Here is a 24713-nt window from a genome sequence, read left to right as displayed (position 1 = left end):
AGTCAAACAACTAGCGAGCCGGTTTTGGACATGACGGGTGAGTACCCGCGGTGACCAGATCGGCTACCGCTGCACGTGGGTCACCACTTTTCACCAGGCCTTCGCCGACCAATACGGCGTCAGCTCCCGCACCGGCATACGCCAACAGATCTGCGGTGCCACGCACCCCGGATTCGGCGATCCTGATCACGTTACTCGGCAGCCCAGGAGCGATTCGCGAGAAGCAATCCCGGTCCACTTCGAGCGTCATCAGATCGCGGGCGTTGACGCCGATCACCTTGGCCCCCGCCTTTAGGGCCCGGTCCGCTTCTTGTTCCGTGTGGACCTCCACGAGAGCGGTCATCCCCAGTGATTCGGTCCGGTCCAGCATCGACACCAGCGCCGACTGGTCCAACGCGGCAACGATAAGCAACAACATATCGGCGCCGTGCGCGCGCGCCTCATGGATCTGATATGGCTGCACCACAAAGTCTTTGCGCAAAACCGGCACTGAGACCGCGGCGCGCACTGCATCGAGGTCGTCGAGTGAGCCGTTAAAGCGACGTTCCTCGGTCAAGACGCTGATGATCCGCGCGCCGCCGTCCTCATAGGCCTGGGCCAGCTTTGCCGGGTCAGCAATGGTGGCCAATGAGCCCGCCGATGGGCTGGCGCGCTTGACCTCGGCGATAACACCAATACCTGGCTCGCGTAAGGCGGCCATCACGTCCAGCGGTGCGGGCGCCGCAGCGGCGGCCGCTTTGATCTCGGACAAGCCGATGCGGGCTTCGCGTGCGGCAACGTCGGCCCGGACTCCCTCTAGGATGGAGTCAAGCACGGTTGCCGGACACATGCGTGTCGTTTCCTTTCCCACTTCGCGCCCACCGCCACCGAACGGATACCGGACGGTCCCCCGCCGATTTCGACGACGTTCATGAAGGGTAGCGACCGTCGGCGCACGGCCCGTCACCGCCCCTCGGTGTCAGGCTCGCGGGGTCGGTCCGTCGGGTCTCGGCCCTCGTCAAGCGCATCCCAGATCATCCGCTCTGGCATTTCCGGGATCGCTGTGGCGGCGTCGTCGCGCCGCGCGATCGAACGGCGTTGCGCTGGGGCCACGTATTTTGATGTGCCCTGGCGGGCGGATCCGACGACGGAAGCCGACCGCATCAATAAAACAGCAGCAATGAGGGTGCACCCAGCAGCGGCCACCGCAACCCCTGCGCCCAGGTAGTGCCGTTGGCTTCCCACCAGCGACAGCAGCGAGACGTGTGCCAGCTCAGCGCCGCGCACCGCTACATCCGGCAGCACCCACAGGCTGACACCCAAATAGCCGACCAGGAAGCTAACCGCTGCCAGCAGCCCCGCCAACACCCGCAGCGGCCAACCGCGCACCGCGATCGCTGCGACGACCGTGGCCAGCATGAGCAGCGCTAACGGCAGCAACGCCGTCGACCACGACGCTCCGGAGAGAGCCACCTCCTTCGGCGGACCCAGCCCGTCGAACGACCGAATAACTACCCACGGCAGCCGTGCCGCCAGCCACAGCGCGCCGGCCGCAACCACCAGCAATAACTGCGCTATCCGGATCGTCAGCCGGCCAGCCCGGGCGCTCCTGGTATCAGCAGCCATCGCGGCCTCCTTTAATCGCCCGCCTCGCCCCCTGGCCGCTGCGCGGCCGACATCGTCGCCACGCCGAACTCCGGAGCGGTCAGCGTCTCGGCGGCGGCGATAGCGTTCAACACCGCTCGAGCCTTGTTGCTCGCCTCGGTGTACTCGTAGGGCCCATTCGAGTCGGCCACCACCCCACCGCCGGCTTGGACATACGCGATGCCGTCGCGCATCAGCGCCGTGCGGATGGCTATCGCGAAGTCAGCGTTACCGGCGAAGTCGAGATAACCGACCACGCCGCCATAAAGGCCGCGGCGCGTCTTCTCCACTTCTTCGATCAGCTCCATAGCCCGCACCTTGGGCGCACCCGACAGCGTGCCGGCCGGGAAGCAGGCGGTCACCGCGTCCAGGGCGGTGCGGCCCTCGCCGAGCAGCCCGGTGACCGTGGACACCATGTGCATGACGTGACTGTAATGTTCGATGTGGCTGTAATCCTCGACGCGTACGGTGCCCGGCGTACAGACCCGACCGAGGTCGTTGCGACCGAGATCGACAAGCATCAAGTGCTCTGCTCGTTCCTTCTCGTCGGCGAGCAGCTCTTTCTCCAGTAGCTGATCCTCTTCTTCGGTCTGCCCTCGCCAGCGGGTCCCGGCGATCGGATGCGTCGTCGCCCGGCCGTCCTTGACAGTCACCAGCGCCTCCGGACTGGATCCGACGATCGAAAAGCCAGTTGCGCCATCACTATTCGGCACATGCAGCAGATACATGTAGGGGCTGGGGTTGGTGACCCGCAGCATGCGATAGACGTCGATCGGATCGACATCGGTATCCACCTCGAAGCGCTGCGAGGGCACCACCTGAAAGGCCTCACCGGCCGCGATCTGGTCGACCAGGTGGTCGACGATCGCACCGTATTCCTCGATGGTGCGTTGCGCTCGGCGCCGAGGGTCGGGCCGGCTGAACGTGGCAACGGTCGACGGCAGCGGCTGGCCCAATGCTGCGGTCATGACGTCTAGGCGCGCGATCGCATCGTCGTAGGCCTCATCTACCCGCTCATCGGTGCCGTTCCAGTTCACGGCGTTGGCGATCAGGGTGATCGTGCCCTCATGATGGTCAACGGCCGCTACGTCGGTGGCCAACAGCAGCAGCATGTCGGGCAACTGCAGGTCATTGAGAGCCAGTTCAGGCAGGCGTTCCAGGCGCCGCACCATGTCGTAGGCGAAGAAGCCCACCATGCCGCCCGATAGCGGTGGCAGCCCGGGCATTGCCGCGGTGGCCAGTAGCTCGAGCGTGGCCTGCAGGGCGTGCAGCGGGTCGCCGCCGGTGGGCGCGTCCTGCGGCACAGTACCCAGCCACACCGCTTCACCGTCACGAACTGTCAAAGCCGACGGCGCCCCCGCGCCAATGAACGACCACCGGGACCAGGATCGGCCGTTCTCAGCCGACTCCAGCAAGAAGGTGCCCGGACGATTGGCGGCGAGCTTACGGTAAGCCGACAGTGGTGTCTCGCTGTCGGCCAAGACCTTGCGGGTTACTGGAACCACCCGGTGATCCGCCGCTAGCTGGCGAAAGTCCTCACGTGACGTGGTGGCGGCGAGGTGGGCATGCACCGATCCATCCTCGCAGATGGCGGTGTGCGGCTCGCGAGCGTAGCGTAGCTGCGCTTTTCCACGTCGAGATTCGCAGTGGCGTTTCCCGCAAGCGGGAGGTGCCCCAGCTCGCGGCAGAGGTCTGGGCTCCGGCGTAGCGTGGCGGCCATGAAAACTGGTGACACCGTGGCTGACTTCGAACTTCCCGATCAGACCGGAACGCCGCGTACGCTCAGCGCGCTGCTTGCCGAGGGGCCGGTAGTGCTGTTCTTTTATCCGGCGGCGATGACACCTGGCTGCACCAAGGAAGCGTGCCATTTCCGCGACTTGGCGAAAGAATTTGGCGCGGTTGGGGCTAGCCGGGTCGGCATCAGCGCCGATCCTGTTCACAAGCAAGCCAAGTTCGCCGACACCCAGAATTTCGACTACCCCCTGCTGTCGGACACCGACGGCAGGGTGGCCACCCAATTCGGCGTCAAGCGCGGCCTGCTTGGCAAACTCATTCCGGTTAAACGCACGACCTTTGTTATCGACACCGACCGCAAGGTGCTCAATGTGATCTCCAGCGAATTCAGCATGGACACCCACGCCGACAAGGCGCTCGAGACGCTGCGGGCCAACTCGACCGCGTAGATATTTACGCTTACGGGATGATCGCCAAAAATACGAAAGCGGCGAGCAGCACTAGATGCACCTCGCCCTGGAGTCGGGTAGCCCGCCCCGGCACCACGGTCAGCACGCTGATGACGACGGTCAGCGCCAGCAACACCAACTGGGTCGCGCCCAGGCCAAGTATCAGCGGTCCGGTAAGCCAAATGGAGGCCAGCGCGATGGCCGGGATGGTCAGCCCAATGCTGGCCATCGCCGAGCCGTAGGCCAGGTTCAGGCTGGTCTGGATGCGGCCTCGACGCGCCGCACGCACCGCCGCAAGTGTTTCTGGCAACAGCACCAGCGTGGCGATCACCACGCCAACGAAGGGCTGAGGGAATCCAACTGCTGTCACCAAATGCTCGATTGCCGACGACTGCAGTTCGGCCAGACCCACCACCGCGGTCAACGCAACAAGCAGCAGTGCGAGGCTGATCAGCGCCGACCGGGCGCTGGGCGGATCGGCATGGCTTTCATCCTCCTCGAACAGGCCTTTTTGGCCCTTCTGTGCGACCGGCAGAAAAAAGTCGCGATGCCGGATAGTTTGCGTGAAGACAAACAGCAGATACAGCCCTAGCGAAGCGACGGCAGCGAAGGCCAGCTGGCCAGGTGAGAACTCATTGCCGCGGTGACTAGTGGTGAAAGTGGGCAGTACCAGGCTTAGCGTCGCCAACGTCGTGAGCGTGGCCAGCGCGGCGCCGCTGCCGTGGGCGTTGAACAATGTCACGCCGTAGCGTCGGGAACCCAGCAGCAGCGACAAACCGGCGATCCCGTTCGTGGTGATCATGAGCGCGGCGAACGCGGTGTCCCTGGCCAGCGTCCATGATTCGTTCTCGCCAGAAGCCATGAGCGTGACGATGAGAGCCACCTCGATGACCGTCACCGCCGCAGCGAGCACCAACGACCCGAACGGCTCACCAACACGGTGCGCGACGACCTCCGCGTGGTGGACCGCGGCCAGCACCGCGCCGGTCAGCAATGCCGCCTGTAACGCGGTCACTACCGGACCGATCTCCCGGCCCCAGGTCAATGCCAGCACGGCCAGAGCACACAGCGGGACCAGCGCGGTCCAGGACATTCGTTTCAACATCGCCCGCCATTCTCATCGAAGTTATCTGCCGGCTCGGCAGCGGGGGCGAACGCGGAACCACGGTGGCCAGCATCCGACACAGGCGCTGGCCGCTGTCGCGTTGGTCGCGGTCGTGGGTGCCCGGTCAAGAACTTTGGCGTCCTCAAGCCAGTCGAGTGGACCAAAGATACCATGCGCGCCAACGGCTTTACCGCATGGGTGGGGCTCCGACTAGTCCTGAGGAGCCAACAGCACTGCGGCATCGAAGCAACTGTGGGCGCCGGTGTGGCAGGCTCCACCGACCTGGTCGACCGTCAACAGCACGGTGTCGCCATCGCAGTCCAGGCGCACCGAGTGGACATGCTGCGTGTTGCCGGAGGTCGCGCCCTTGACCCACTGTTGGGCACGGGATCGCGAATAGTAGGTGGCCTCACGGGTTTCCAGGGTGCGAGCCAGCGCCTCGTCGTCCATCCAAGCGACCATTAACACGTCGCCGCTGGAGCGCTCCTGCACGACGGCGGTGACTAAACCGTCGGCGTTGCGCTTGAGGCGCGCGGCGATGTCTGGGTCGAGTGTCATCGCACCGTGATCCCTGCTGCGGCCATGGCGGCCTTTACCTGCCCGATCGTCAGCTCTCGGAAATGAAAGACGCTGGCCGCCAAAACCGCATCGGCACCGGCAGCAACCGCTGGCACGAAGTGTTCGGTTGTCCCGGCGCCGCCGCTGGCGATGACCGGCACCGTGACCGCGGCCCGAACGGCCCGCAGCATCGCCAAGTCGAACCCGGCTTTAGTGCCGTCGGCGTCCATCGAGTTCAGCAGGATTTCCCCCACCCCGAGGTCGGCCCCGCGGGCCGCCCACTCGACGGCGTCGATACCGGTGCCGCGGCGACCGCCATGAGTGGTGACCTCCCACCCGGACGGTGTCGGTGCTGATCCGCCTGCCACCGTGCGCGCGTCGACAGATAACACGATGCACTGGGAGCCGAATTGCCTTGCCATGTCCGCCAGCAGCTCGGGGCGAGCGATTGCGGCGGTGTTGACCGCAACCTTGTCGGCTCCCGCGCGCAGCAACATGTCGACGTCGGCGACCGTGCGCACCCCACCGCCGACCGTCAGCGGGATGAACACCTGCTCGGCGGTGTGGCGCACCACCTCCAGCATGGTGGCCCTGCCCGACGACGATGCGGTCACGTCAAGAAAAGTCAGCTCGTCGGCACCTTCGGCGTCGTAGGCGGCTGCCAGCTCCACGGGATCACCCGCATCCCGGAGGTTCTCGAAATTGACCCCTTTGACCACCCGCCCGTCATCGACATCCAGGCAGGGAATCACCCGTACCGCAAGACCGTTACCCGAGTACATCTCGGTAATCCTCCGGTTCGCCCATGCCGTGCAGGATCTCGAGGATCTGGCTATGCACGCCGGGTGCTGCGGCTACCACGCACGGCGACGCGGGCGTCCACGGTTCACCGGCCAGATCGGTGACGACGCCACCAGCGGCCCGCACCAGCGCGACGCCCGCGGCATGATCCCAGACGTGGCAACCGAAACTTACTGCCCCACCAAGGATTCCGTGGGCAACATAGGCAAGGTCGGTGCCAGTGGAGCCATGCATACGCAACCGCGAACAGGCCCGGCTGAGATTTTCCACCACCGCCAACCGATAGCGTCCGGGGACCCGGCCCCGTGAGTCCGCATTGAACGTACCGACACCGACCAGCGCCTTGCCCAACTCACCGGGGGCCAATGACGGTTGCGGCACACCATTTTTCATTAGCGGGCCACCCGCAACAGCCGTGTAGCGCTCGCCGATGAACGGCATCCAGGTCAAGCCAGCCACTGGATCACCGTGATGCAGCAGAGCCAACAACATGGCGGCCATCGGCGATCCCGCCGCGTAGTTGAAGGTGCCGTCGATCGGGTCCAATACCCACACCCAAGGCGAGTCCGGGGCCGGACCCCCGAACTCCTCGCCGTGCACCCCGATGCCCGTGGTCTCGACCAATGCGTCGACAACCTGCCGTTCGATGGCAAGGTCGACTTCGGTGGCGAAGTCGTCGCCCTTCTTGCAGACCGCCGAATCGGCGCGGTGGCCGGCCAGGAACGGGCCCGCTGCAACATCAAGGATTGCCGACGCCTCGGCCATCAACGCGTGCAGATCCATTGCGGGGTTACACCTGCACCGCGGCCAGTGCCTGCGGCAAGGTGAACCGCCCGGCGTAGAGAGCCTTGCCCACGATGGCGCCTTCGATCCCGCGGCCGGTGAGCGCAGCGATGGCACGCAGGTCGTCCAGGCTGGAAACACCGCCGGACGCGATCACCGGGGCGTCGGCGCGATCGGCGACACTTGCCAGCAGGTCGAGGTTGGGACCGCCCAGCGTGCCGTCCTTAGTGACATCGGTAACAACAAACCGCGAACACCCTTGGCCATCAAGGCGTTCCAGCACGTCCCACAGGTCTCCACCGTCGGTTTCCCAGCCGCGTCCGCGCAATCGGTGCTCACCGCCGACGATTTGGACGTCCAGGCCCACGGCGACCTTGTCACCGTGCTCGGCGATCACCCGTGCGCACCAGTGCGGGTTTTCCAGGGCCGCCGTCCCCAGGTTGACCCGTGCGCAGCCGGTAGCCAGCGCCGCAGTCAGCGAGTCGTCGTCGCGAATACCGCCGGATAGCTCGACCTGCACATCGAGCTTACCCACCACCTCGGCGAGCAGTTCACGGTTGGAACCGCGGCCAAACGCGGCATCCAGATCCACCAGGTGAATCCAGTCGGCACCGTCACGCTGCCAGCCCAGTGCGGCGTCCAATGCTGAACCGTACTCAGTTTCGCTACCGGCCTTTCCTTGAACCAGGCGCACGGCGCGCCCCTCGACCACGTCGACAGCGGGTAAAAGTATCAGCGACATCACTGGCATCCTTTAAAGTCCCCCGACCCAATTGCTCAGCACGGCTGCCCCAGCGTCCCCACTCTTCTCCGGATGGAACTGGGTGGCAGCCAGTGGTCCGTCTTCCACCGCGGCCAAAAACGGTACTTGGTGCGTAGCCCATGTCAGCAGCGCCTCGGATGAGCCTTCCCAACGCTGTGCGGCGTAGGAGTGCACGAAATAGAACCGGGCACCAGCGTCTAAGCCCTTGAACAGCGCACTGCCGGGCGCGGAATTGACTACGTTCCAGCCCATATGGGGAATCACCGGGGCGTCGAGCCGGGTCACGGCGCCCGGCCACTGCCCACAGCCTGTCGTTTCTACGCCGAACTCGACACCGCGGGCGAACAAGATCTGCATGCCGACACAAACCCCTAACACCGGGCGTCCCGCGGCGATCCGCTCGGCGATGATCCGCTCCCCCGCGATTTTCCGCAGACCTGTCATGCACGCCTCGAACGCGCCGACGCCGGGCACCAACAGCCCGTCAGCGGCGGCGCTGGCAACTGAGTCAGCCGTAACGTCGACCTCGGCGCCAACCCGCTGCAGCGCGCGCTGCGCCGACCGCAAGTTACCCGAGCCGTAATCCAGAACGACAACCGATTTACTTCTCACAGAACACCTTTGGTTGACGGCACACCCGACACCCGAGGATCGGGTTCGACCGCCTGACGCAGCGCACGCGCGACAGCCTTGTATTGCGCTTCAGTGATGTGGTGCGGGTCGCGCCCGTACAAGACGCGCACATGCAGCGCGATGCGGGCGTTGGCCGCCAGGGACTCGAACACGTGCCGATTGATGACGGTGTAGTACGGCACCGAGCTGCCGGCAATAGTGGTGTGCTGCAGGTGATCCGGCTCCCCGGTGTGCACACAGTAGGGCCGGCCGGATACATCGACTACGGCGTGGGCCAGGGTCTCGTCCATCGGGATGAAAGCGTCGCCGAACCGGCGGATACCCTTCTTGTTGCCCAGCGCCTGCCCGAGCGCCTGCCCCAGCGCAATCGCGGTGTCCTCCACGGTGTGATGGGCTTCGATCTCCACGTCACCTTTAGTACACACGGTCAGGTCAAAGCGAGCGTGGCTGCCCAGCGCGGTCAGCATGTGATCATAGAACGGGACACCGGTATCGACGTGGACCTGCCCGGTGCCGTCGAGGTCGAGTTCGACGACGATATCGGATTCGCGAGTGCGGCGTTCAATGCGTGCGCGACGCGTTGCTTGCCCTACTTCGGTGTTGGTCACGGGGCTCCTACTGGGGTGGTTGGGGCCAATTCGGTGGCAGCGATCTGGGCGCTAGCTTTAAGGAACGCGTCGTTCTCTTCGGCTAAACCCGTGGTAGCGCGCAGGTAGCCGGGGATACCGACGTCGCGAATCAGCACCCCGGTGTCCAAGTAATGCTGCCAAGCGGCGGCCGCGTCGGCGAATTGTCCGAACAGTACGAAGTTTGCGTCGCTGGGGATTACCCGAAAGCCCATGCGGGTCAACGAATTTGTTACCCGTTCCCGTTCGGCGATCAACGCCGCGACACTACCCAGGGTGTCATCAGCGTGCCGTAGTGCCGCCCGGGCCGCCGCTTGAGTGACCGACGATAGGTGATACGGCAACCGCACCAGCAGCATCGCTTCCACCAGCGCTGGCGTGGCGATCAAGTATCCAAGCCGGCCGCCGGCGAAGGCGAACGCCTTACTCATGGTGCGGGTGACAACAAGTTTGGCCGGATATTCGCCGACCAGCGCCACCGCGCTGGGCCGCGAAGAGAATTCGCCATAGGCCTCGTCGACGATCAAGATCCCCGGCACCACGTCGAGCAGCCGCCGTAGATCGGCCAGCGAAATACTCTGTCCGGACGGGTTGTTGGGGCTGGCGATGAATACCACATCGGGCTTGCGGTCGGCGACGGCCGCGACAGCGGCCTCGACATCAAGGCTGAAGTCCTCGGCGCGGACGGTCTCTAACCACTCGGTGTGGGTGCCGTCGGAGATGATGGGGTGCATCGAGTAGGACGGGACAAAGCCGATCGCGCTGCGCCCCGGCCCACCGAACGCCTGCAGCAGCTGCTGCAGAATCTCATTGGAACCATTGGCAGCCCAAATGTTTTCGACACCAAGCCGAGTCCCGGTCTGCGCGGTGAGGTAAGCGGCCAGGTCGTGACGCAACGCCACCGCATCGCGATCGGGGTAGCGATGCAAGTCGACGGCCGCCTTTTGCACCGACCGCACGACATCGCCGACCAACGCCTTGGTGGGTGGGTGCGGGTTCTCGTTGGTATTCAGCAGCACTGGAACCGCCAACTGTGGCGCGCCATAAGGTGACTTGCCGCGAAGATCTTCGCGCAGCGGCAGATCGCCGAGTGTGGGCTCAGGCACGCTCATCGCTCGAACCTCCGCCGTATCGCCTCACCGTGCGCCGGCAGGTCTTCGGCCTTGGCCAGCGTGATCACATGCCCGGAGATGTCTTTGAGGGCCGCCTCGGTGTAGTCGACGACATGGACGCCGCGCAGGAAGGTCTGCACCGACAGGCCGCTGGAATGCCGGGCACAGCCCGCGGTCGGCAGTACGTGATTGGACCCGGCGCAGTAGTCGCCGAGGCTGACCGGCGCCCACGGGCCGATGAAAATTGCTCCGGCGCAACGTATTCGGCTGGCAACTCGTGGTGCGTCGGCAGTCTGGATCTCCAGATGCTCAGCTGCGTAGGCATTGATCACTTTGACGCCGGCGTCCAGGTCGTCGACCAGGATGATGGCCGACTGGCATCCCCCCAGCGCGGCCGCCACCCGTTCCCGATGCACAGTGGTCTGTAGCTGGGCACCCAGTTCGGCGTCGGTGGCATCAGCCAGATCCGTACTTGCGGTCACCAAGACACTGGCGGCCAGCTCGTCATGCTCGGCCTGGCTGATCATGTCGGCAGCCACATGCGCTGGATCGGCGGTGTGGTCGGCGAGGATGGCGATCTCGGTCGGGCCGGCCTCGGCGTCGATGCCCACCCGGGAGCGACATAGTCGCTTGGCGGCGGTGACGTAAATATTGCCGGGCCCGGTGATCATGTCGACCGGTGCCAGCTCGCGATCGTCACAATCGGTGCCACCGTAGGCCAGCAACGCCACCGCCTGCGCCCCGCCGACGGCCCAGACCTCGTCGACTCCCAGCAGCCGGGCCGCGGCCAGAATCGTCGGATGCGGCAGTCCGGGAAACCGGCCACCGGAAATAACCTGCGGCGGGCTGGCCACCACCAGGGACTCGACACCCGCGGTCTGCGCCGGCACCACGTTCATCACCACGCTGGACGGATACACCGCGTTGCCGCCGGGCACATACAGGCCCACCCGCTCGACAGGAACCCACCGCTGCGTGACCGTCGCACCGGGGCCGAGCGCGGTGGTGACGTCGGTACGACGCTGGTCAGCGTGCACGGCCCGGGTCCGCTCGATCATCACCTGCAGCGCGGCACGGACATCAGGGTCCAGGTCAGCCAGCGCGGCGTCTAGCGCGGCGCCGGGCACCCGGACGGTGGCGGGCCGCACCCCGTCGAACGTCGCCCCGAATTCCAGAGCCGCCTCGGCCCCGCGCTCAGCGACGGCCTGCACGATCGGCCGCACCGTAGGCAGCACGGCCTCCACGTCAGCGCCACCGCGCGGCAGCGCGGCTCGCAACTGGGTAGCCGTCAACTCCGCGCCCCGCAGGTCAATGCGGGCTATCAGGGGTGGTGGCGTGATGCTCACGATGACCTCACGAGGACCATTGTCCCAGAGCAGCTCAAGTCGATATCCAGCCGGTACAGTGCCGGTAACGGGCCTACACCGCGATTGCATCCGCGTTGAGGAAAGTCCGCTCAAGGGAGCCGCCATGTCCGCCAAGGATCACCCCAATAACGCCCCGGGCGTCCCGATGATATTCCCGCCCTGGTTCGAGCGCTTCCAGATCAAATACATGAACCCGGCGCTCAAACCAATCGCGCCGTACCTGCCAGGTACCGCTACCATCACCCACCACGGTCGCAAGTCCGGCAAGCCGTATCAGACCATCGTGACCGCCTACCGTAAAGGCGACGTGCTGGCGATCGCGCTGGGCCACGGCAAAACTGATTGGGTCAAAAACGTGCTGGCCGCCGGCGAGGCCAACGTGCACTTCACCCGGCGCGACGTGCATATCATCAACCCCCGGATTCTGCCCGCCGGCACCGACGGCCCGGACAGGCAGCGGTTGCCGTGGATCGTGCGTGTGCAGCTACGCCGGATGGCGGTCTTCGTCGCCGACATTGCCTGAGCCGGTGCCGGCCTACACCCTGGCGAAGACGGTCCTGCCCGTCATCGCCGGCGATCACTTCCCGTGGGGCAAGCAACAGTTGCGTCGAGTGTGCGTTGACGCGTCCACTGTGTGCACAGGGCGGAATTCAGGCGATTTTCCGCCCGGTACGCACACTCAAAGCCATGGGTGCACACTCAAACGCCGGCGGCAAGCAGTTACATATCCAAACCGATGTCGAGGACCCGCACCGAGTGGGTCAGCGCACCGACAGCGAGGTAATCCACGCCGGTGCCCGCGTAGGTTGCCGCGTTCTCCAGGCTCAGCCCGCCCGACGATTCGAGCAGAACAGCAGGCGCTCGGGTGTCCCGACGCTGCACCGCCGCTTGTGTCTGCCACACCGGGAAATTGTCCAGCAGGATCAGCTCGGGGGACTCGGCCAGCACGGCGTCAAGCTGCTCTAGTGAGTCCACTTCGACTTCACACGGCAGCTCCGGTGCAGCTGCCCGCACTGCCCGCAGCGCGTCGACCACCGATCCCATGGCGGCAACATGGTTGTCCTTGATCAATGCGACATCGCCGAGCCCCAGTCGATGGTTGACGCCGCCGCCGACACGCACCGCATACTTCTGCAGCGCACGCAGGCCAGGCAGCGTCTTACGGGTATCTCGGATCTTGGCTTTGGTGCCACGGACGGCGTCGACCCAGGCCGCCGTCACGGTGGCGATCCCGGATAGGTGGCAGACCAGGTTCAGCATGGTCCGCTCCGCGGTCAGCAGCCCCTGGGCCGCTGCCTGCACGGTCAGCAGCGGCTGGCCCGGCTGCACCCGGGCACCGTCCTTGACGCGGTCAAGCACCCGGTAGCCGTCGGCGCCGAGCACCTCGTCGAGGACCAGCAACGCGACATCCACCCCGGCGATCACGCCCGGCTCGCGGGGCACCATCGACGCCGTGGCGACCGCGCCGGCCGGCACGGTGGCCTGCGTGGTGATGTCGAGCCCGTACCTCAGGTCCTCATGCAGGGCGCGCCGAATGGTGTCTCGCGCCGCGTCGAGTTCGCCGTCGGACAGCATCCTCAACCCACCACCGCCAGCGCCTCCACCAGCACCGCGTTGTGGTCGTCAGCCAGCCGGAGCACGCTGCTGCGAGCGTGTTCCGGCACGGCGACCGGATACTCTGCGCGATGGTGACAACCCCGGCTTTCATTGCGCGCCAAGGCCGCCGCAGTCACCGCCCGGGCGGTCAGCGTCAACGCGACGTCTTCGAAATCGCGACGGCCGGTCACCTGGCGGACCGGCGCCTCATCCAGCGTGTCGGACAACCGCTGCAGGCCGGCGGCGTTGCGTAGCACCGCGGCGTCTCGACTCATCGCGCGCTGCAGCTCACGCCGCTTCGGCGCGGTATGGGTGACCGGCTCGAGCTTCGATGCGCATGACCGCCCAGCCGCCGCCGCATGTGCGGCCGCAGCCTTTCCGGCGCGGCCACCAACCACCAAGCCTTCCAGCAAGCTGTTGGACGCCAAACGGTTAGCACCGTGCATCCCGGTGCGGGCCACCTCGCCAGCGGCGAATAGCCCAGCCAGCTCGGTTTGGCCGTACGCATCGGTGACGATGCCGCCGCAGCTGTAGTGTGCCCCCGGAACAACCGGGATCGGTTCACGGACCGGGTCGATGCCAGCAGCCCGGCATGCGGCGGTGACGGTGGGGAACCGGACGGCGAAGCCGTCGATGCCGCGGGCATCGAGGTAAACGCACGAATCGCCGGTGGTCTTCAGCCGCGCGTCGATGGCAGCCGCGACAACATCGCGCGGCGCCAGATCGCCCATGGGATGCACTCCTGCTGTTACCGAATTGCCGTTGCTATCAAGCAATATCGCACCCTCGCCGCGGATGGCTTCGGTGACCAGCGGCCGCCGGCCGCCGGTGCCGGTACCCGCCGCGAAAAGCATGGTCGGGTGAAACTGTATGAACTCGAGATCGCTGACCGCCACACCAGCCCATAGCGCCAACGCGATCCCATCGCCGGTGGAGCCCTCAGGATTGGTGGTCGCGCCGTAGAGGTGCCCGAGCCCACCGGAGGCCAGGATCACCGAAGGCGCGTTGACAATGCCCCATCCGTCTGGGTTGAGCACCGACACCCCGTTCACCGCGGCGCCGTCGTGTAGTACCCGCAACGCCACGTGGCCAGTGCGGATGTCCAACACGTCGGCGGCGTGGTCGAGCGCCCGCTGCACCTCGGCGCCGGTGGCATCGCCACCCGCGTGCACGATGCGTCGCCGCGAGTGCCCGCCTTCGCGCGTCAGAGCCCACCGACCGGGAACCGATTCGTCGAAACGCGCTCCGGCACCGACCAATTCAGTAACCGCGCGGTAGCCGTCGGCGACAATCGAGTAGACGGCGTCGGGATCGCACATGCCTGCCCCTGCCGCCAGGGTGTCGGCGACATGGGCGTCGACAGAATCATCGGAGCCCGGCAATACCACTGCGATGCCGCCTTGCGCGTAGTGCGTCGCGGTCGCGCCGCGCTGCTGGTCGGCCTTGCTCAGTACGACGACGCTGCGGCCGGCGCGGTGGGCGGCCAGCGCGGCAGCCAAACCCGCTGCGCCGGTTCCGATTACCACCACATCGGCAGCGTGCCGCCACTGGGGACCGGCCATCATTCGCCGCCGCCCGGCTGCCCGATTCCGATCATCCGCTGCACACTGCGCTGGCCCGCCGCGGCGATTTCCGGGTCGACGTGAACTTCGTCGGCGCCCTCGACCAGACAGCGCAGCAGTGCACCGGGGGTGATCATCTTCATGTACTTGCACGACGCGCGGTCGTTGACCGCGCGGAAGTCGATTTCCGGTGCTGCCCGGCGCAGCTGATACAACATGCCGACCTCGGTGGCGACCAGAACTTTGCGGGACTGCGTCTGGCTGGCGGCCGCGAGCATGCCGCCAGTGGACAAAATCTTCACCCGGTCCGGCGGGAAGGCGCCGTCACCAGCGAGGTACAACGCCGAGGTCGCGCACCCGCATTCCGGGTGTACAAACAGCTCGGCGTCGGGATGTGCACGAGCCTGATCAGTGAGCTCGTCACCGTTAATCCCGGCGTGCACGTGACATTCCCCGGCCCACACATGAACGTTCTTGCGGCCAGTCACGCGACGGACGTGGGCGCCCAGGAATTGGTCTGGGCAGAACAGCACCTCGCGACTGGGGTCGATGGACTCGACCACGTCCACCGCATTCGACGAGGTACAGCAGATATCGGTGAGCGCCTTCACCGCCGCCGTGGTGTTGACATAAGACACCACCACGGCGCCAGGGTGCTCGTCCTTCCAGGCGCGCAGCTGGTCGGGGGTGATCGAATCGGCCAGGGAACAGCCCGCCCGCTGGTCTGGGATGAGCACGGTCTTGTTGGGGCTGAGGATTTTGGCAGTCTCGGCCATAAAGTGCACGCCGCAGAACACGATGGTGTCCTCGGGCGCCGCGGCGGCGATCCGCGACAGCGCCAGCGAGTCCCCCACGTGGTCAGCGACATCCTGGATGGCGGGCAGCTGGTAGTTGTGCGCAAGCACAGTGGCGCCACGTAATCGCGCCAGCCGGCGAATCTCGGCGGCCCAGTGCTCGTCCCCGTCCACGCCGGCGTAGCCGGCCGGTGAATTGGTGATGCCGGCAACCATGGCAGTCATGTCGCCGGCGAGCGGCTCCATGCCATTCAGCACCGTCACGGCGGCTCCTTTCGGCACCGGAGGTTTTCGACTTATAATCGAAAACATGGCCCATGGTAGCACCGCGCACGAAGTGCTCGCGGTCGTGTTCCAGGTTCGCCGAGTTGCCGAGCAGGTGAAGGAAGCCCCGCAACCGGAAAAACCGCAGCTTAACGTGCTGTTATGGGAACGTGCCCGGGATCCGCAACGGGGTGCGTGGTCGCTGCCGGGCGGACAACTGCGCAACGACGAGGACATGACCAACTCGGTTCGGCGCCAACTGGCCGAAAAAGTCGATCTTCGGGAGCTCGCACATCTGGAGCAGCTCGCTGTGTTCTCCGAACCTGACCGACTACCGGGCACTCGGATGATCGCGTCTACCTTTCTGGGATTGGTGCCCTCCCCCGCCACCCCCGAGTTGCCGCCAGACACCCGCTGGCACCCGCTGAGCACGCTGCCACCGATGGCCTTCGATCACGGCCCGATGGTGACTCACGCACGCGCCAGACTGGTCGCCAAAATGTCTTACACAAACATCGGATTCGCTTTGGCTCCAAAGGAATTCGCGTTATCAACGCTGCGTGACATTTACGGGGCCGCGCTGGGGTATCAGGTCGACGCGACGAATCTGCAACGGGTACTGGCCCGCCGCGGCGTCATTACCCAGACCGGCACCATCGCGCAGTCCGGCCGCAGCGGCGGACGCCCGGCCGCGCTGTACCGATTCACCGACTCGCAGTTGAGGGTTACTGACGAATTTGCCGCGCTGCGGCCGCCCGGGAATTAGCCACGCGGTAGTAACTGGGGCACCACCAGTGTGAGCTCGCTAACCACACGGCCCGATGGTTTGGTCACCGGCCGTTCATGCGGAAGAATGCCGCATGGCCACGAATGCCGGACGGCCACGAAGGGAGCCTCGATGGTGGAGCTCGGCAATCTGGCGGGGACGAGCAGCGCGGAGTGGATCGGCCGCGCGCTGCACGAGACGTTGCAGCGCAAGGTACGCCCGCTGCTGCCGTCGGACGACCCGTTCTACCAGCCGCCGCCTGGCTATCAGCACGCCACCCCCGGGACCGTGCTGCGCTCCCGTGACGTCGAGGTGGCGTTCCTGGGCCTGATCCCGCAACCCTTCACCGCGACCCAGCTGCTCTACCGGACGATGGACATGAACGGCAAGCCGGAGGCGACGGTGACCACGGTGATCCTCCCGGCCGAGTTTGCTCCCGGCCAGACCTGCCCGCTGCTGTCGTATCAATGCGCGATCGACGCCATGTCGTCCCGCTGTTTTCCGTCCTATGCGCTGCGCCGAAAGGCCAAGGCCCTCGGGTCACTGACCCAGTTCGAGCTTTTGATGATCATCGCTGCCCTCGCCGAGGGATGGGCGATCTCGGTACCTGACCACGAGGGCCCCCACGGATTGTGGGGCGCGCCCTATGAGCCTGGCTACTGCGTGCTGGACGGCATCCGGGCCGTCCTGAGCTCTGAGCGCATCGGATTGTCCCCAGCGACGCAGATCGGGCTGTGGGGATATTCCGGCGGCGGGCTGGCCAGCGCGTGGGCTGCCGAAGTATGTGCCGAGTACGCACCTGAGCTGAACATTGTCGGAGCGGTGCTGGGATCGCCGGTCGGCGACCCAGGCCACACCTTCCGCCGGCTCAACGGCGGCTTTCTTTCAGGTCTGCCCGCGCTGGTAGTGGCCGCACTCTCACACACCTACCCTGCCCTGGACAAGGTCATCAAAGAGCACGCTAACGACGAGGGACGCGCCCTGCTGGCGCGGCTGGAGCAGATGACCACGGTGGGCGCGGTCATCAAGATGGCGGGAAAGGACATCGGCGACTATCTCGACGAACCGCTCGAAGAAACCCTGTCCAGACCGACGGTTGCGCATGTCTTCGACAACATCAAGCTGGGCTCCGGGGTGCCCACCCCACCGGTCTTGATCGTGCAGGCCATCCACGACTATCTCATCGACGTCCACGACATCGACGTGCTGGCCGACGCCTATTCGGCCGGCGGTGCCAACGTGACCTATCACCGGGACCCGTTCAGCGAGCACATGTCCCTGCACCCGCTGTCTGTCCCGATGACCCTTGGCTGGCTCGCGGACCGATTCGCCGGCCGACCACTGACCGATCATCTGATCAGGACCAGCTGGCCGACGATGCTCAATCCGGCGACCTACGTCGGCCTAATACGACTGGCGGTGATCGCGGCCAAGGTCATCACCGGCAGGAAAGTGCGTCGCCACCAGCCCTGACGGCCGCTACGGCACGGAGGCTTCGGGCTCCATGGGTAGCGCCTTCGACGACTTATCAACGACCGGTTGACCGCCCAGATCGTCGCGTCCGTTCGCGGCCGCAAGCACCGCATACACCAGCGCGGCGATGCCCGCCGGCCAGAGCACGGTGGCCGCTACCTGTAGCGGTCCGTGCGCGAAAAACACCGGCGGTGCCTGAATGACGTGCGCCACCTTGTGGTCGTCTGACAGCGATACTGCGTCGAAATTCACGGCACCGTAGCGCATCCAAACCAACAGCGCCCCCACCGCTGTCGCGGTAGCGGCGCAGGTCATCAAGCCGATCGCGAGCCCGATAACCATCCCCGGCCCACGGCGCTCGCGCCACTGCCACGCCAGCACCGACACCATCACCGCCACCACCGTCAGCAAGCCCAACATCAGGCATGGCGCGACGAAGAAGTGCTCGGACTCGTTGCCAAGGTAGTCGTGTACTCGCTCGCCCGTCCGGGTGAGCGCCACTACCGCATGGATCGGTGGGGCAATCCAGGCCCACAGCCCGCCGATCAACACACCAGTCACCGCAAGACCCAGCACCACCCCGACCATCACACGCCCCAGCGGCGGGCAGCTGACATCAGAAACCCCCGGCGCGCAATGGTCGGTCACCGCTGTGCCTCCATGTCAGCCGAGTCCACCTGTCCGTGCCGCGAGCACTTCGCCCGCCAGCCGTCGGGACGAACCTGCACAACCATCCGCCGTCCGCATTCCGCACAAAATCGAGGAGGCTCCAGGCCCAACCGGGCCGTTGTGGGCGTCGCAGCGCCCGCCGGTTCCCCGGTGTAGACGTTATAGACGCCCGCACCAATCGGAGCAGGAAGATCCCGAACCACAGTCCTTAATTTCTACAGGCTGGCTTACAAGCTGGCATTGAGTGCCTTGATGGGCATTTGCAGATCGTCGAGCAATTCCAGATCGGCTTCGGCGGGCCGGCCCAGCGTGGTCAAGTAGTTCCCCACGATCACCGCGTTGATTCCGCCCAACATGCCCTGCTTAGCGCCCAGGTCGCCCAGGGTGATCTCGCGGCCGCCGGCGAAGCGCAGGATCGTGCGCGGCAACGCCAGTCGGAACGCGGCCACCGACTTTAATGCTTCGCTGGCCGGCATCACCTCGAGGTCGCCAAAAGGGGTACCGGGCCGCGGGTTGAGAAAGTTCAACGGCACCTCATCGGGACCGAGTTCGGCCAGTTCAGCAGCGAATTCCGCGCGCTGCTCCAGTGTCTCCCCCATGCCGAGGATGCCGCCACAGCACACCTCCATGCCGGCGTCTCGCACCATCGATAACGTTTGCCAGCGCTCTTCCCAGGTGTGGGTGGTGACGACGTTGGTGAAAAACGAGCGGGCAGTCTCGAGGTTGTGATTGTAGCGATGCACGCCGATACCCGAGAGCTGCTCCACCTGCTCGGCGGTCAGCATCCCCAACGAGCAAGCGATGTTGATCTCGACTTCGTTGCGAATCGCCTCGATGCCGGCCGCAACCTGGGCCATCAACCGCTCATCGGGCCCGCGTACCGCCGCCACGATGCAGAATTCGGTGGCACCTGACTTGGCGGTCTGCTTGGCTGCCTCGACCAGGCTGGGGATATCCAGCCAGGCGCTGCGCACCGGCGACGCGAACAATCCAGACTGCGAGCAGAAATGGCAATCCTCTGGGCAGCCACCGGTTTTCAGACTGATGATGCCCTCGACCTCGACCTCTGGGCCGCACCAGCGCATCCGCACGTCGTGGGCTAGCGCCAACAGTTCCTCGAGTCGGTCGTCGGGTAGCCGCAGCACCTGCAGCACCTGATCCCGGCTCAGACCCTCACCGCGCTCTAGCACCTGCCGGCGGGCCTGAGTCAAAATGTCAGCCGCGATGTCAGTGTTTTCGGTATCCCCATCACCATTAGTTGGCCGAGTCGCCGCCTGAGTCACTCAGTACTCCTTCACGTCTTAACTGGGTCCGAGCTTGCGGACACCGAAGCGGTCCACCAGGCTCTTCGCGGCCTGACATGAACGGTGTTCACGTTAGGGTAGCCGTTTGCACCTGAACAAACTCGATGCCGTCAGCCAGTGACAGCTTCGCCGGCGCGCCGCGGGGTTGGGTCCGCCGTCTCGTAGTGAAGCGTCGCGATCTTGTTGCCGCACCACCAGGTCAACTGATCAGGTATTCGATGCGCTTGTTGCCGTCCCAGCGGCGCAGGCCGGCGAAGCGGCCGTCGATCTGTGACGGCCGACCCGCAATACGCAGCGCCCGCCCGAGTTGAGCACCACCGACCCGACGGGCCAACGTGACATGTGCGGTCCACTGGCCGGGCCGGATGTTGGACAGCGGCGCAACCACCGTGGGCAGAGTGCTTGGAGGGCCCGGAAAGCACAGCCGATGCACCTCGGCGTGCAGGACTAACAAATCGCTGGTCGGCACCACGAGTCGGGCGAACACCACGTTGGCTCGGCCGAACAGCACCGGCGCACCGATCGTGGCGCCCAGCGGCAGCCGCTGGCTCACCGGACCTAGCAGCTCATCGACCTCGGCGCCGATATGTTCAGCAACGGCCAACGTCACGTGCGGACGGCTGGCTGGCGCCTGGCTGGGTATTCCGGCGCTGGCCAGCTGGTCCCAGATGCGACGGATCGCCGACTCGGTGTCGGGGTCGAAGACCAGCTCGATCGAATGCACCATCAGCGGACCAACGTGGTTACCCAGTCCCGGTCGAAGACCGCCGCGCTCAACGCCGCGAAGTCCGTGGCGTGCATCGATCCGGCCCCGGCGGGCAGCGTGGCCCGCAGTGGAGCCAGCCGGGCCAGCGCAGACCGATTGGATGTCTGCGCCGCACCGGGCCGCTCCGGCCAGCTGCCGATCACCAAGCCGGCGCACGAAACCCCTCGGGTGGCCAGCGCCTCCAGAGTCAGCGCGGTGTGGTTGAGGGTGCCCAATTCCACGCTGGCCGTGACCAGTGCCAACGCACCTAGCTCGACAGCGAGATCACGCAAGGTGGAGCCCGCGTCGGCGAGTTCGACCAGCAGGCCGCCGGCGCCTTCTACCAAAGTCAAGCGTCCGGGGCGATCCAGGCCGGCGATGAGCTCCAGTAATTGCTCGCGGGTGGGTAAGGCCATCCCGACGTGTTCGGCGGCGGCGGCCGGCGCCAGTGGCTGCGGGTATCTCGCCAGGCCGGTGAGTTCGGTAATCCCAGATAATCGGGCCACCTCGGCGAGGTCGTCGTCTCCGATCTGAGTTCCGGTCTGAACCGGTTTACACACCGCCACGTCGAGGCCAGCCTGACGCGCGTGACACGCCAGCGCCGCACAGGCGACCGTCTTGCCGACGCCCGTGCCAGTACCGGTAACGATGACGACGGTCAACGGCGCACCACAGAGCGGCCACCAAGAACGTCCGTCAACACCTGCCGCGCCACCTCCAGCTCGGCGCTGTCGAGAGACGCGCGCGCGGTCAACCGCAGCCGTGACGTCCCGGCGGGCACGGTCGGCGGCCGGAAGCAGCCCACCCGCACGCCGGCGTCCAGGCAGGCGGTCGCGGCGGCCAACGCTACCTCCGGATCGCCCAAAACCACCGAGACCACCGCCGACTGCGGCAGCTTGGGCACATCGCAGATGGTGGCCAGGGTGCGGGCGTGCCGCAGCACCGCCTCCGGACGCCACGTCTCGGCCTTCAGGATTCGCAGCGCGGCCCGCGCAGCGCCTACCGCTGCGGGTGCCAGCCCGGTGTCGAAGATGAACGGACGGGCGGTATTGATCAGATGAGCGCGCACCGCCGACGGCCCGAGAACCGCACCCCCCTGACTGCCGAGCGCCTTGGACATGGTCGTCGTGATCACCACGTCGGGCGCACCCGCCAGCCCGACCTCGTGGACCAGCCCGCGCCCACCACCACGCACACCGAGGCCGTGCGCCTCATCGACGAGGAGCAGCGCGCCGCGCCGACGGCACACATCATGCAACTCCGAGATAGCGGCCAGCACACCGTCGGCGCTGAACACCGAGTCGGTGACGACGACCGCACGCTCCTCGTGGCGTGACCTCAGCGCGGCGTCCACGGCGTCGACGTCGCGGTGCGGTGTCACCACCACCCGCGCACGCGACAGCCGGCAGGCATCCACCAGGGACGCGTGCGAATGGGCATCGGAGACGATCAGCGAGCCCGGGCCGGACAAACCGACCACCGCCCCCAGGTTGGCGGCGTATCCGGAAGAGAACAGCAGGCCGGCGGCGGCGCCGACAAATTCAGCGAGCTCGGATTCCAATTCGTGGTGCAGTGCGGTATCGCCGGTGACCAGGCGAGATCCGGTGGCGCCGGCACCCCAGACCCGCAGCGCGGCAACACCCCCGTCGATAACGTCGGGATGTTGGGAGAGGCCCAGATAGTCGTTGGAGGCCAGATCCAGCTCGGTGGCAACGGCTGGGCGCGGCCGCAGCGAGCGGCGCAGCCCGGCCCCGCGGCGCTGTTGCTCCACTGCCTCCAGCCAGGCCAGCGGTGACGTCTCGATCGGGGCCTTCATCGGCCTTCAGCCTACGAGTCCCGCGACCTCGACCATCGCGGAGGTGATCTGGGCGATCTCGACGGGCGGGCAGATGTAGGGCGGCATCGCGTACACCAGGTTGCGGAACGGGCGCAGCCAGACACGTCGGTCCAGCGCCGCCGGGGTGGCAACGGCCAGGTCAACTGACCGGTCGCATTCGATAACACCGATAGCACCGCACACACGCACATCAGTCACACCGGGTAAGCCCCGGGCGGCTTCGAGCCCGGCCGTCAGGCCAGCCGATATTTCGGCAACACGGGACCGCCAGTCCTGGCCTAGCAACACCTCGACGCTGGCCACCGACACGGCACAGGCCAGCGGATTGGCCATGAACGTGGGCCCATGCATCAGCGCGCCGGCCGCACCGGCGCTGATGGTGTGTGCGATATCGGTCGTGCACAGGGTGGCGGCCAGGCTCAGGTATCCGCCGGTGAGGGCTTTGCCGACACACATGACGTCCGGGCTCACCGCGGCGTGGTTGGCGGCGAAAAGCTCACCGGTACGCCCGAAACCGGTCGCGATCTCGTCGAAAATCAGCAGCACGTCGTGCCGCCGGCAGATGTCGCGCACATCACACAGATACCGCGGGTCGTGGAAACGCATCCCGCCGGCGCCCTGCACCACTGGCTCGACAACCACAGCCGCAAGTTCGGCGGCGTGCTGCGCCAGTTGCGTCTCGAACGCCGTGCTGTAGGCGGGGTCGTAGTCGCGGGGCACCTGCGGGGCGAACACTTGCCGCGCCAAAATGTCGGTCCACAGCGAGTGCATGCCGCCGTCGGGGTCGCAGATGCTCATCGGCGTGAAGGTGTCCCCGTGGTAGCCGCCACGCCAGGTCATCAGGCGCCGCTTGGCCGGCTGGCCGCGGCTGCGCCAGTACTGCAACGCCATCTTCACCGCGACTTCCACCGAAACCGACCCGGAGTCGCTGAAGAAGACCGTCTCCAAACCCGCCGGGGTGATGTCCACTAGGAGCTGCGCTAACCGGGCCGCAGGTTCGTGGGTCAATCCGCCGAACATGACGTGATTCATCGCACCCAGTTGAGTGGTCAGCGCCGCGTCCAGCACTGGGTGACCGTGACCATGGATCGCGGTCCACCAGGAGCTCATCGCGTCGAGCACCTCGATCGGCTTGCCGTCGCGGATCAGCGTCAGCCACGCGCCGCGAGCGGCGACCGCGACCACGGGTGGTAGCACCCCCGTGCCTTTAGAGCCGGTCGCAGCACCGATGGTGCTGTAGGGATGCCACAGATGGGCGGCGTCGATCGCGCCGATCTGCTCGGGCGTCAACCCGGGACCCCGACCCGAAACAGTCCCAGACATAGAGATCGAGGGTAAAGCAAGAGGGCGGATTCGCCGGCGCCACACTCGGCCGTCTCGGGCCGTCCTACTGTGGGTCGCGCAAACCCCGACCATCGGGGAGCATTGGACGGCATGGCTGCGCCGCATCAGCCCCAAGACCCCTTTCCGGCTGATGACTGCAACGACCAGCCAGCACGGACACTCCGGTTGCGGGTGGCCGTCTGGGACCTGACCTGCACAGTCGCGCTATTGACGCTGCTCGTCGTGCTGGCCACAGCGACAGATTGGCCGGTACGGCTCTTCGGTTTCGTCACGACGGTGTGCCCGGCAGGTACGTGCGGACCGGTGCCATACGGAATCGATATGTGGATCCTTCCGGTGGTGTGGGGCGGTATCGGTGCAGCGATCGCCGCGGCCGGCATCGGGCCGTTCGTATCCCTCTTGAAGGGTTGGTACCTGTCCTTCTGGCCGGTCTTGTCGCTCACCATCCTGATAGTCAGCGCGGTGACAGGCTCCCTGATCACCACCTTCAGCGAACGTTATTGGCTCTGACGGCGCCACCGTGGTGGTTCACCGCACGGTGCGACAACACGTGTGCGGATGGTGAAACCGAAATCACAGCTGTGCAACCACGATTGGGCGCACCAGTCACCGTCCGGTCACGTTACGACAAAAAATCCTTGGTGGACGATGTGAGCTATGGGCCACCGGCAATTTCTGCTGTAAAAGTTACTGCAGTGACTGATGTGACTCAGCGGTGATTCACGTTCCCCAGTGGCATGCGGCGGCGCTCGGCCCCAGCGAGTAGACCTCGTGTGAGTCATGAAATAGCGGCCGATGCGCAACG

Annotated in this window: 27 protein-coding genes; 5 read left to right on the top strand and 22 right to left on the bottom strand. The window is 66.0% G+C overall.

Translation table 11 applies throughout. From position 1 onward, the window contains the following. Window positions 1–10: 10 nt before the first annotated feature. The 3 genes from trpC to B586_RS09595 form a co-directional block, all read right to left on the bottom strand. Window positions 11–829, bottom strand: coding sequence for an indole-3-glycerol phosphate synthase TrpC (gene trpC, locus B586_RS09605; RefSeq protein WP_047313927.1), 819 nt, complete (start codon window positions 827–829; stop codon window positions 11–13). A gap of 113 nt (window positions 830–942) precedes the next feature. Next, a complete protein-coding gene (locus tag B586_RS09600) occupies window positions 943–1605 on the bottom strand; it encodes a TIGR02234 family membrane protein (protein ID WP_047313926.1) in 663 nt (220 codons plus the stop codon). A gap of 11 nt (window positions 1606–1616) precedes the next feature. Beyond that, on the bottom strand, window positions 1617–3194 hold the full coding sequence (locus tag B586_RS09595) for an anthranilate synthase component I (protein ID WP_047313925.1): 1578 nt from the start codon (window positions 3192–3194) through the stop codon (window positions 1617–1619). A gap of 147 nt (window positions 3195–3341) precedes the next feature. Between B586_RS09595 and B586_RS09590 the strand changes: the two genes are divergently transcribed. Next, window positions 3342–3806 (top strand): peroxiredoxin, encoded by a 465-nt coding sequence (locus B586_RS09590; RefSeq protein ID WP_047313924.1) that lies wholly within the window; start codon window positions 3342–3344, stop codon window positions 3804–3806. Between the two features lie 10 nt (window positions 3807–3816). Here B586_RS09590 and B586_RS09585 read toward each other — a convergent pair whose 3' ends face one another. From B586_RS09585 to hisD, 9 genes are all read right to left on the bottom strand, one after another. Continuing rightward, the gene (locus tag B586_RS09585; protein WP_047313923.1) at window positions 3817–4911 is read right to left on the bottom strand and encodes a calcium:cation antiporter; all 1095 of its coding nucleotides are present in this window, start codon (window positions 4909–4911) and stop codon (window positions 3817–3819) included. Between the two features lie 210 nt (window positions 4912–5121). Beyond that, window positions 5122–5469: a phosphoribosyl-AMP cyclohydrolase gene (hisI, locus tag B586_RS09580; RefSeq protein WP_047313922.1), complete on the bottom strand. Its 348-nt coding sequence runs from the start codon at window positions 5467–5469 to the stop codon at window positions 5122–5124. Further along, window positions 5466–6251: an imidazole glycerol phosphate synthase subunit HisF gene (gene hisF, locus B586_RS09575; protein WP_054880075.1), complete on the bottom strand. Its 786-nt coding sequence runs from the start codon at window positions 6249–6251 to the stop codon at window positions 5466–5468. Before hisF ends, hisI begins: the two co-directional genes overlap by 4 nt. Continuing rightward, window positions 6238–7053, bottom strand: a complete 816-nt coding sequence (locus B586_RS09570) for an inositol monophosphatase family protein (RefSeq protein WP_047313920.1) — start codon at window positions 7051–7053, stop codon at window positions 6238–6240. Before B586_RS09570 ends, hisF begins: the two co-directional genes overlap by 14 nt. 7 nt (window positions 7054–7060) lie before the next feature. After that, entirely contained in the window at window positions 7061–7798 is a 738-nt protein-coding gene (gene priA, locus B586_RS09565; RefSeq protein WP_156406744.1) for a bifunctional 1-(5-phosphoribosyl)-5-((5-phosphoribosylamino)methylideneamino)imidazole-4-carboxamide isomerase/phosphoribosylanthranilate isomerase PriA, read from the bottom strand. Window positions 7799–7807: 9 nt separating this feature from the next. Further along, a complete protein-coding gene (hisH, locus tag B586_RS09560) occupies window positions 7808–8428 on the bottom strand; it encodes an imidazole glycerol phosphate synthase subunit HisH (RefSeq protein ID WP_054880076.1) in 621 nt (206 codons plus the stop codon). Then, entirely contained in the window at window positions 8425–9057 is a 633-nt protein-coding gene (hisB, locus tag B586_RS09555; protein ID WP_047313917.1) for an imidazoleglycerol-phosphate dehydratase HisB, read from the bottom strand. The genes hisH and hisB overlap by 4 nt, the downstream gene beginning before the upstream one ends. Beyond that, window positions 9054–10187 (bottom strand): histidinol-phosphate transaminase, encoded by a 1134-nt coding sequence (locus tag B586_RS09550; protein WP_047313916.1) that lies wholly within the window; start codon window positions 10185–10187, stop codon window positions 9054–9056. The genes hisB and B586_RS09550 overlap by 4 nt, the downstream gene beginning before the upstream one ends. Then, window positions 10184–11512 carry a histidinol dehydrogenase gene (gene hisD / locus B586_RS09545; RefSeq protein ID WP_156166351.1) on the bottom strand — a complete coding sequence of 443 codons (1329 nt, stop codon included), beginning with the start codon at window positions 11510–11512 and terminating at the stop codon, window positions 10184–10186. The genes B586_RS09550 and hisD overlap by 4 nt, the downstream gene beginning before the upstream one ends. 145 nt (window positions 11513–11657) lie before the next feature. Between hisD and B586_RS09540 the strand changes: the two genes are divergently transcribed. Then, a complete protein-coding gene (locus tag B586_RS09540; RefSeq protein ID WP_047314021.1) occupies window positions 11658–12077 on the top strand; it encodes a nitroreductase family deazaflavin-dependent oxidoreductase in 420 nt (139 codons plus the stop codon). Between the two features lie 197 nt (window positions 12078–12274). Here B586_RS09540 and nadC read toward each other — a convergent pair whose 3' ends face one another. The 3 genes from nadC to nadA are packed head-to-tail and all read right to left on the bottom strand — an operon-like array spanning window position 12275 to window position 15752. Next, on the bottom strand, window positions 12275–13129 hold the full coding sequence (gene nadC, locus B586_RS09535) for a carboxylating nicotinate-nucleotide diphosphorylase (protein ID WP_054880077.1): 855 nt from the start codon (window positions 13127–13129) through the stop codon (window positions 12275–12277). Between the two features lie 2 nt (window positions 13130–13131). Then, complete coding sequence (locus B586_RS09530; RefSeq protein WP_231584578.1) at window positions 13132–14712, bottom strand: L-aspartate oxidase; 1581 nt, start codon at window positions 14710–14712, stop codon at window positions 13132–13134. Then, the gene (gene nadA / locus B586_RS09525; protein ID WP_211141620.1) at window positions 14712–15752 is read right to left on the bottom strand and encodes a quinolinate synthase NadA; all 1041 of its coding nucleotides are present in this window, start codon (window positions 15750–15752) and stop codon (window positions 14712–14714) included. Before nadA ends, B586_RS09530 begins: the two co-directional genes overlap by 1 nt. A gap of 64 nt (window positions 15753–15816) precedes the next feature. Between nadA and B586_RS09520 the strand changes: the two genes are divergently transcribed. Both B586_RS09520 and B586_RS09515 read left to right on the top strand, forming a co-directional pair. Further along, window positions 15817–16536 (top strand): NUDIX hydrolase, encoded by a 720-nt coding sequence (locus B586_RS09520; RefSeq protein WP_047313912.1) that lies wholly within the window; start codon window positions 15817–15819, stop codon window positions 16534–16536. Window positions 16537–16668: 132 nt separating this feature from the next. After that, entirely contained in the window at window positions 16669–18009 is a 1341-nt protein-coding gene (locus B586_RS09515; protein ID WP_054880990.1) for a lipase family protein, read from the top strand. A 6-nt stretch (window positions 18010–18015) separates the two neighbouring features. On the opposite strand, the gene B586_RS09510 is transcribed toward B586_RS09515, so the two are convergent. From B586_RS09510 to B586_RS09485, 7 genes are all read right to left on the bottom strand, one after another. Next, window positions 18016–18657: a DUF2567 domain-containing protein gene (locus tag B586_RS09510; RefSeq protein ID WP_054880079.1), complete on the bottom strand. Its 642-nt coding sequence runs from the start codon at window positions 18655–18657 to the stop codon at window positions 18016–18018. Then, window positions 18654–18881 carry a biotin synthase auxiliary protein BsaP gene (gene bsaP, locus B586_RS20070; RefSeq protein ID WP_082129463.1) on the bottom strand — a complete coding sequence of 76 codons (228 nt, stop codon included), beginning with the start codon at window positions 18879–18881 and terminating at the stop codon, window positions 18654–18656. Before bsaP ends, B586_RS09510 begins: the two co-directional genes overlap by 4 nt. Window positions 18882–18905: 24 nt before the next feature. Beyond that, window positions 18906–19961, bottom strand: a complete 1056-nt coding sequence (gene bioB, locus B586_RS09505; protein WP_047313910.1) for a biotin synthase BioB — start codon at window positions 19959–19961, stop codon at window positions 18906–18908. Between the two features lie 220 nt (window positions 19962–20181). Next, a complete protein-coding gene (locus B586_RS09500) occupies window positions 20182–20709 on the bottom strand; it encodes a 2'-5' RNA ligase family protein (protein WP_054880080.1) in 528 nt (175 codons plus the stop codon). Beyond that, window positions 20709–21389 carry a dethiobiotin synthase gene (gene bioD / locus B586_RS09495; protein WP_047313908.1) on the bottom strand — a complete coding sequence of 227 codons (681 nt, stop codon included), beginning with the start codon at window positions 21387–21389 and terminating at the stop codon, window positions 20709–20711. The genes B586_RS09500 and bioD overlap by 1 nt, the downstream gene beginning before the upstream one ends. After that, window positions 21386–22543 carry an 8-amino-7-oxononanoate synthase gene (locus B586_RS09490; RefSeq protein ID WP_054880081.1) on the bottom strand — a complete coding sequence of 386 codons (1158 nt, stop codon included), beginning with the start codon at window positions 22541–22543 and terminating at the stop codon, window positions 21386–21388. Before B586_RS09490 ends, bioD begins: the two co-directional genes overlap by 4 nt. 6 nt (window positions 22544–22549) lie before the next feature. Further along, entirely contained in the window at window positions 22550–23887 is a 1338-nt protein-coding gene (locus tag B586_RS09485; protein ID WP_054880082.1) for an adenosylmethionine--8-amino-7-oxononanoate transaminase, read from the bottom strand. A gap of 111 nt (window positions 23888–23998) precedes the next feature. Between B586_RS09485 and B586_RS09480 the strand changes: the two genes are divergently transcribed. Next, window positions 23999–24418, top strand: coding sequence for a hypothetical protein (locus tag B586_RS09480; protein WP_047314018.1), 420 nt, complete (start codon window positions 23999–24001; stop codon window positions 24416–24418). Window positions 24419–24713 lie beyond the last annotated feature (295 nt).

The sequence above is a fragment of the Mycobacterium haemophilum DSM 44634 genome (assembly GCF_000340435.2).
GTDB classification, from domain to species: Bacteria; Actinomycetota; Actinomycetes; order Mycobacteriales; family Mycobacteriaceae; genus Mycobacterium; species Mycobacterium haemophilum.
This window is presented reverse-complemented; position numbering and strand designations above follow the sequence as displayed.

Coding starts and splice junctions, on each gene's coding strand:
- hisF (WP_054880075.1), bottom strand. CDS start 6,251: ATGTACTCGGGTAACGGTCTTGCGGTACGGGTGATTCCCTGCCTGGAT.
- B586_RS09570 (WP_047313920.1), bottom strand. CDS start 7,053: ATGGATCTGCACGCGTTGATGGCCGAGGCGTCGGCAATCCTTGATGTT.
- B586_RS09585 (WP_047313923.1), bottom strand. CDS start 4,911: ATGTTGAAACGAATGTCCTGGACCGCGCTGGTCCCGCTGTGTGCTCTG.
- B586_RS09590 (WP_047313924.1), top strand. CDS start 3,342: ATGAAAACTGGTGACACCGTGGCTGACTTCGAACTTCCCGATCAGACC.
- B586_RS09530 (WP_231584578.1), bottom strand. CDS start 14,712: ATGGCCGGTCCCCAGTGGCGGCACGCTGCCGATGTGGTGGTAATCGGA.
- nadA (WP_211141620.1), bottom strand. CDS start 15,752: ATGGAGCCGCTCGCCGGCGACATGACTGCCATGGTTGCCGGCATCACC.
- B586_RS09500 (WP_054880080.1), bottom strand. CDS start 20,709: ATGGTGCATTCGATCGAGCTGGTCTTCGACCCCGACACCGAGTCGGCG.
- B586_RS09550 (WP_047313916.1), bottom strand. CDS start 10,187: ATGAGCGTGCCTGAGCCCACACTCGGCGATCTGCCGCTGCGCGAAGAT.
- hisI (WP_047313922.1), bottom strand. CDS start 5,469: ATGACACTCGACCCAGACATCGCCGCGCGCCTCAAGCGCAACGCCGAC.
- nadC (WP_054880077.1), bottom strand. CDS start 13,129: ATGCTGTCCGACGGCGAACTCGACGCGGCGCGAGACACCATTCGGCGC.
- trpC (WP_047313927.1), bottom strand. CDS start 829: ATGTGTCCGGCAACCGTGCTTGACTCCATCCTAGAGGGAGTCCGGGCC.
- B586_RS09520 (WP_047313912.1), top strand. CDS start 15,817: ATGGCCCATGGTAGCACCGCGCACGAAGTGCTCGCGGTCGTGTTCCAG.
- B586_RS09480 (WP_047314018.1), top strand. CDS start 23,999: ATGGCTGCGCCGCATCAGCCCCAAGACCCCTTTCCGGCTGATGACTGC.
- B586_RS09540 (WP_047314021.1), top strand. CDS start 11,658: ATGTCCGCCAAGGATCACCCCAATAACGCCCCGGGCGTCCCGATGATA.
- B586_RS09600 (WP_047313926.1), bottom strand. CDS start 1,605: ATGGCTGCTGATACCAGGAGCGCCCGGGCTGGCCGGCTGACGATCCGG.
- B586_RS09515 (WP_054880990.1), top strand. CDS start 16,669: ATGGTGGAGCTCGGCAATCTGGCGGGGACGAGCAGCGCGGAGTGGATC.
- B586_RS09490 (WP_054880081.1), bottom strand. CDS start 22,543: ATGAAGGCCCCGATCGAGACGTCACCGCTGGCCTGGCTGGAGGCAGTG.
- B586_RS09485 (WP_054880082.1), bottom strand. CDS start 23,887: ATGTCTGGGACTGTTTCGGGTCGGGGTCCCGGGTTGACGCCCGAGCAG.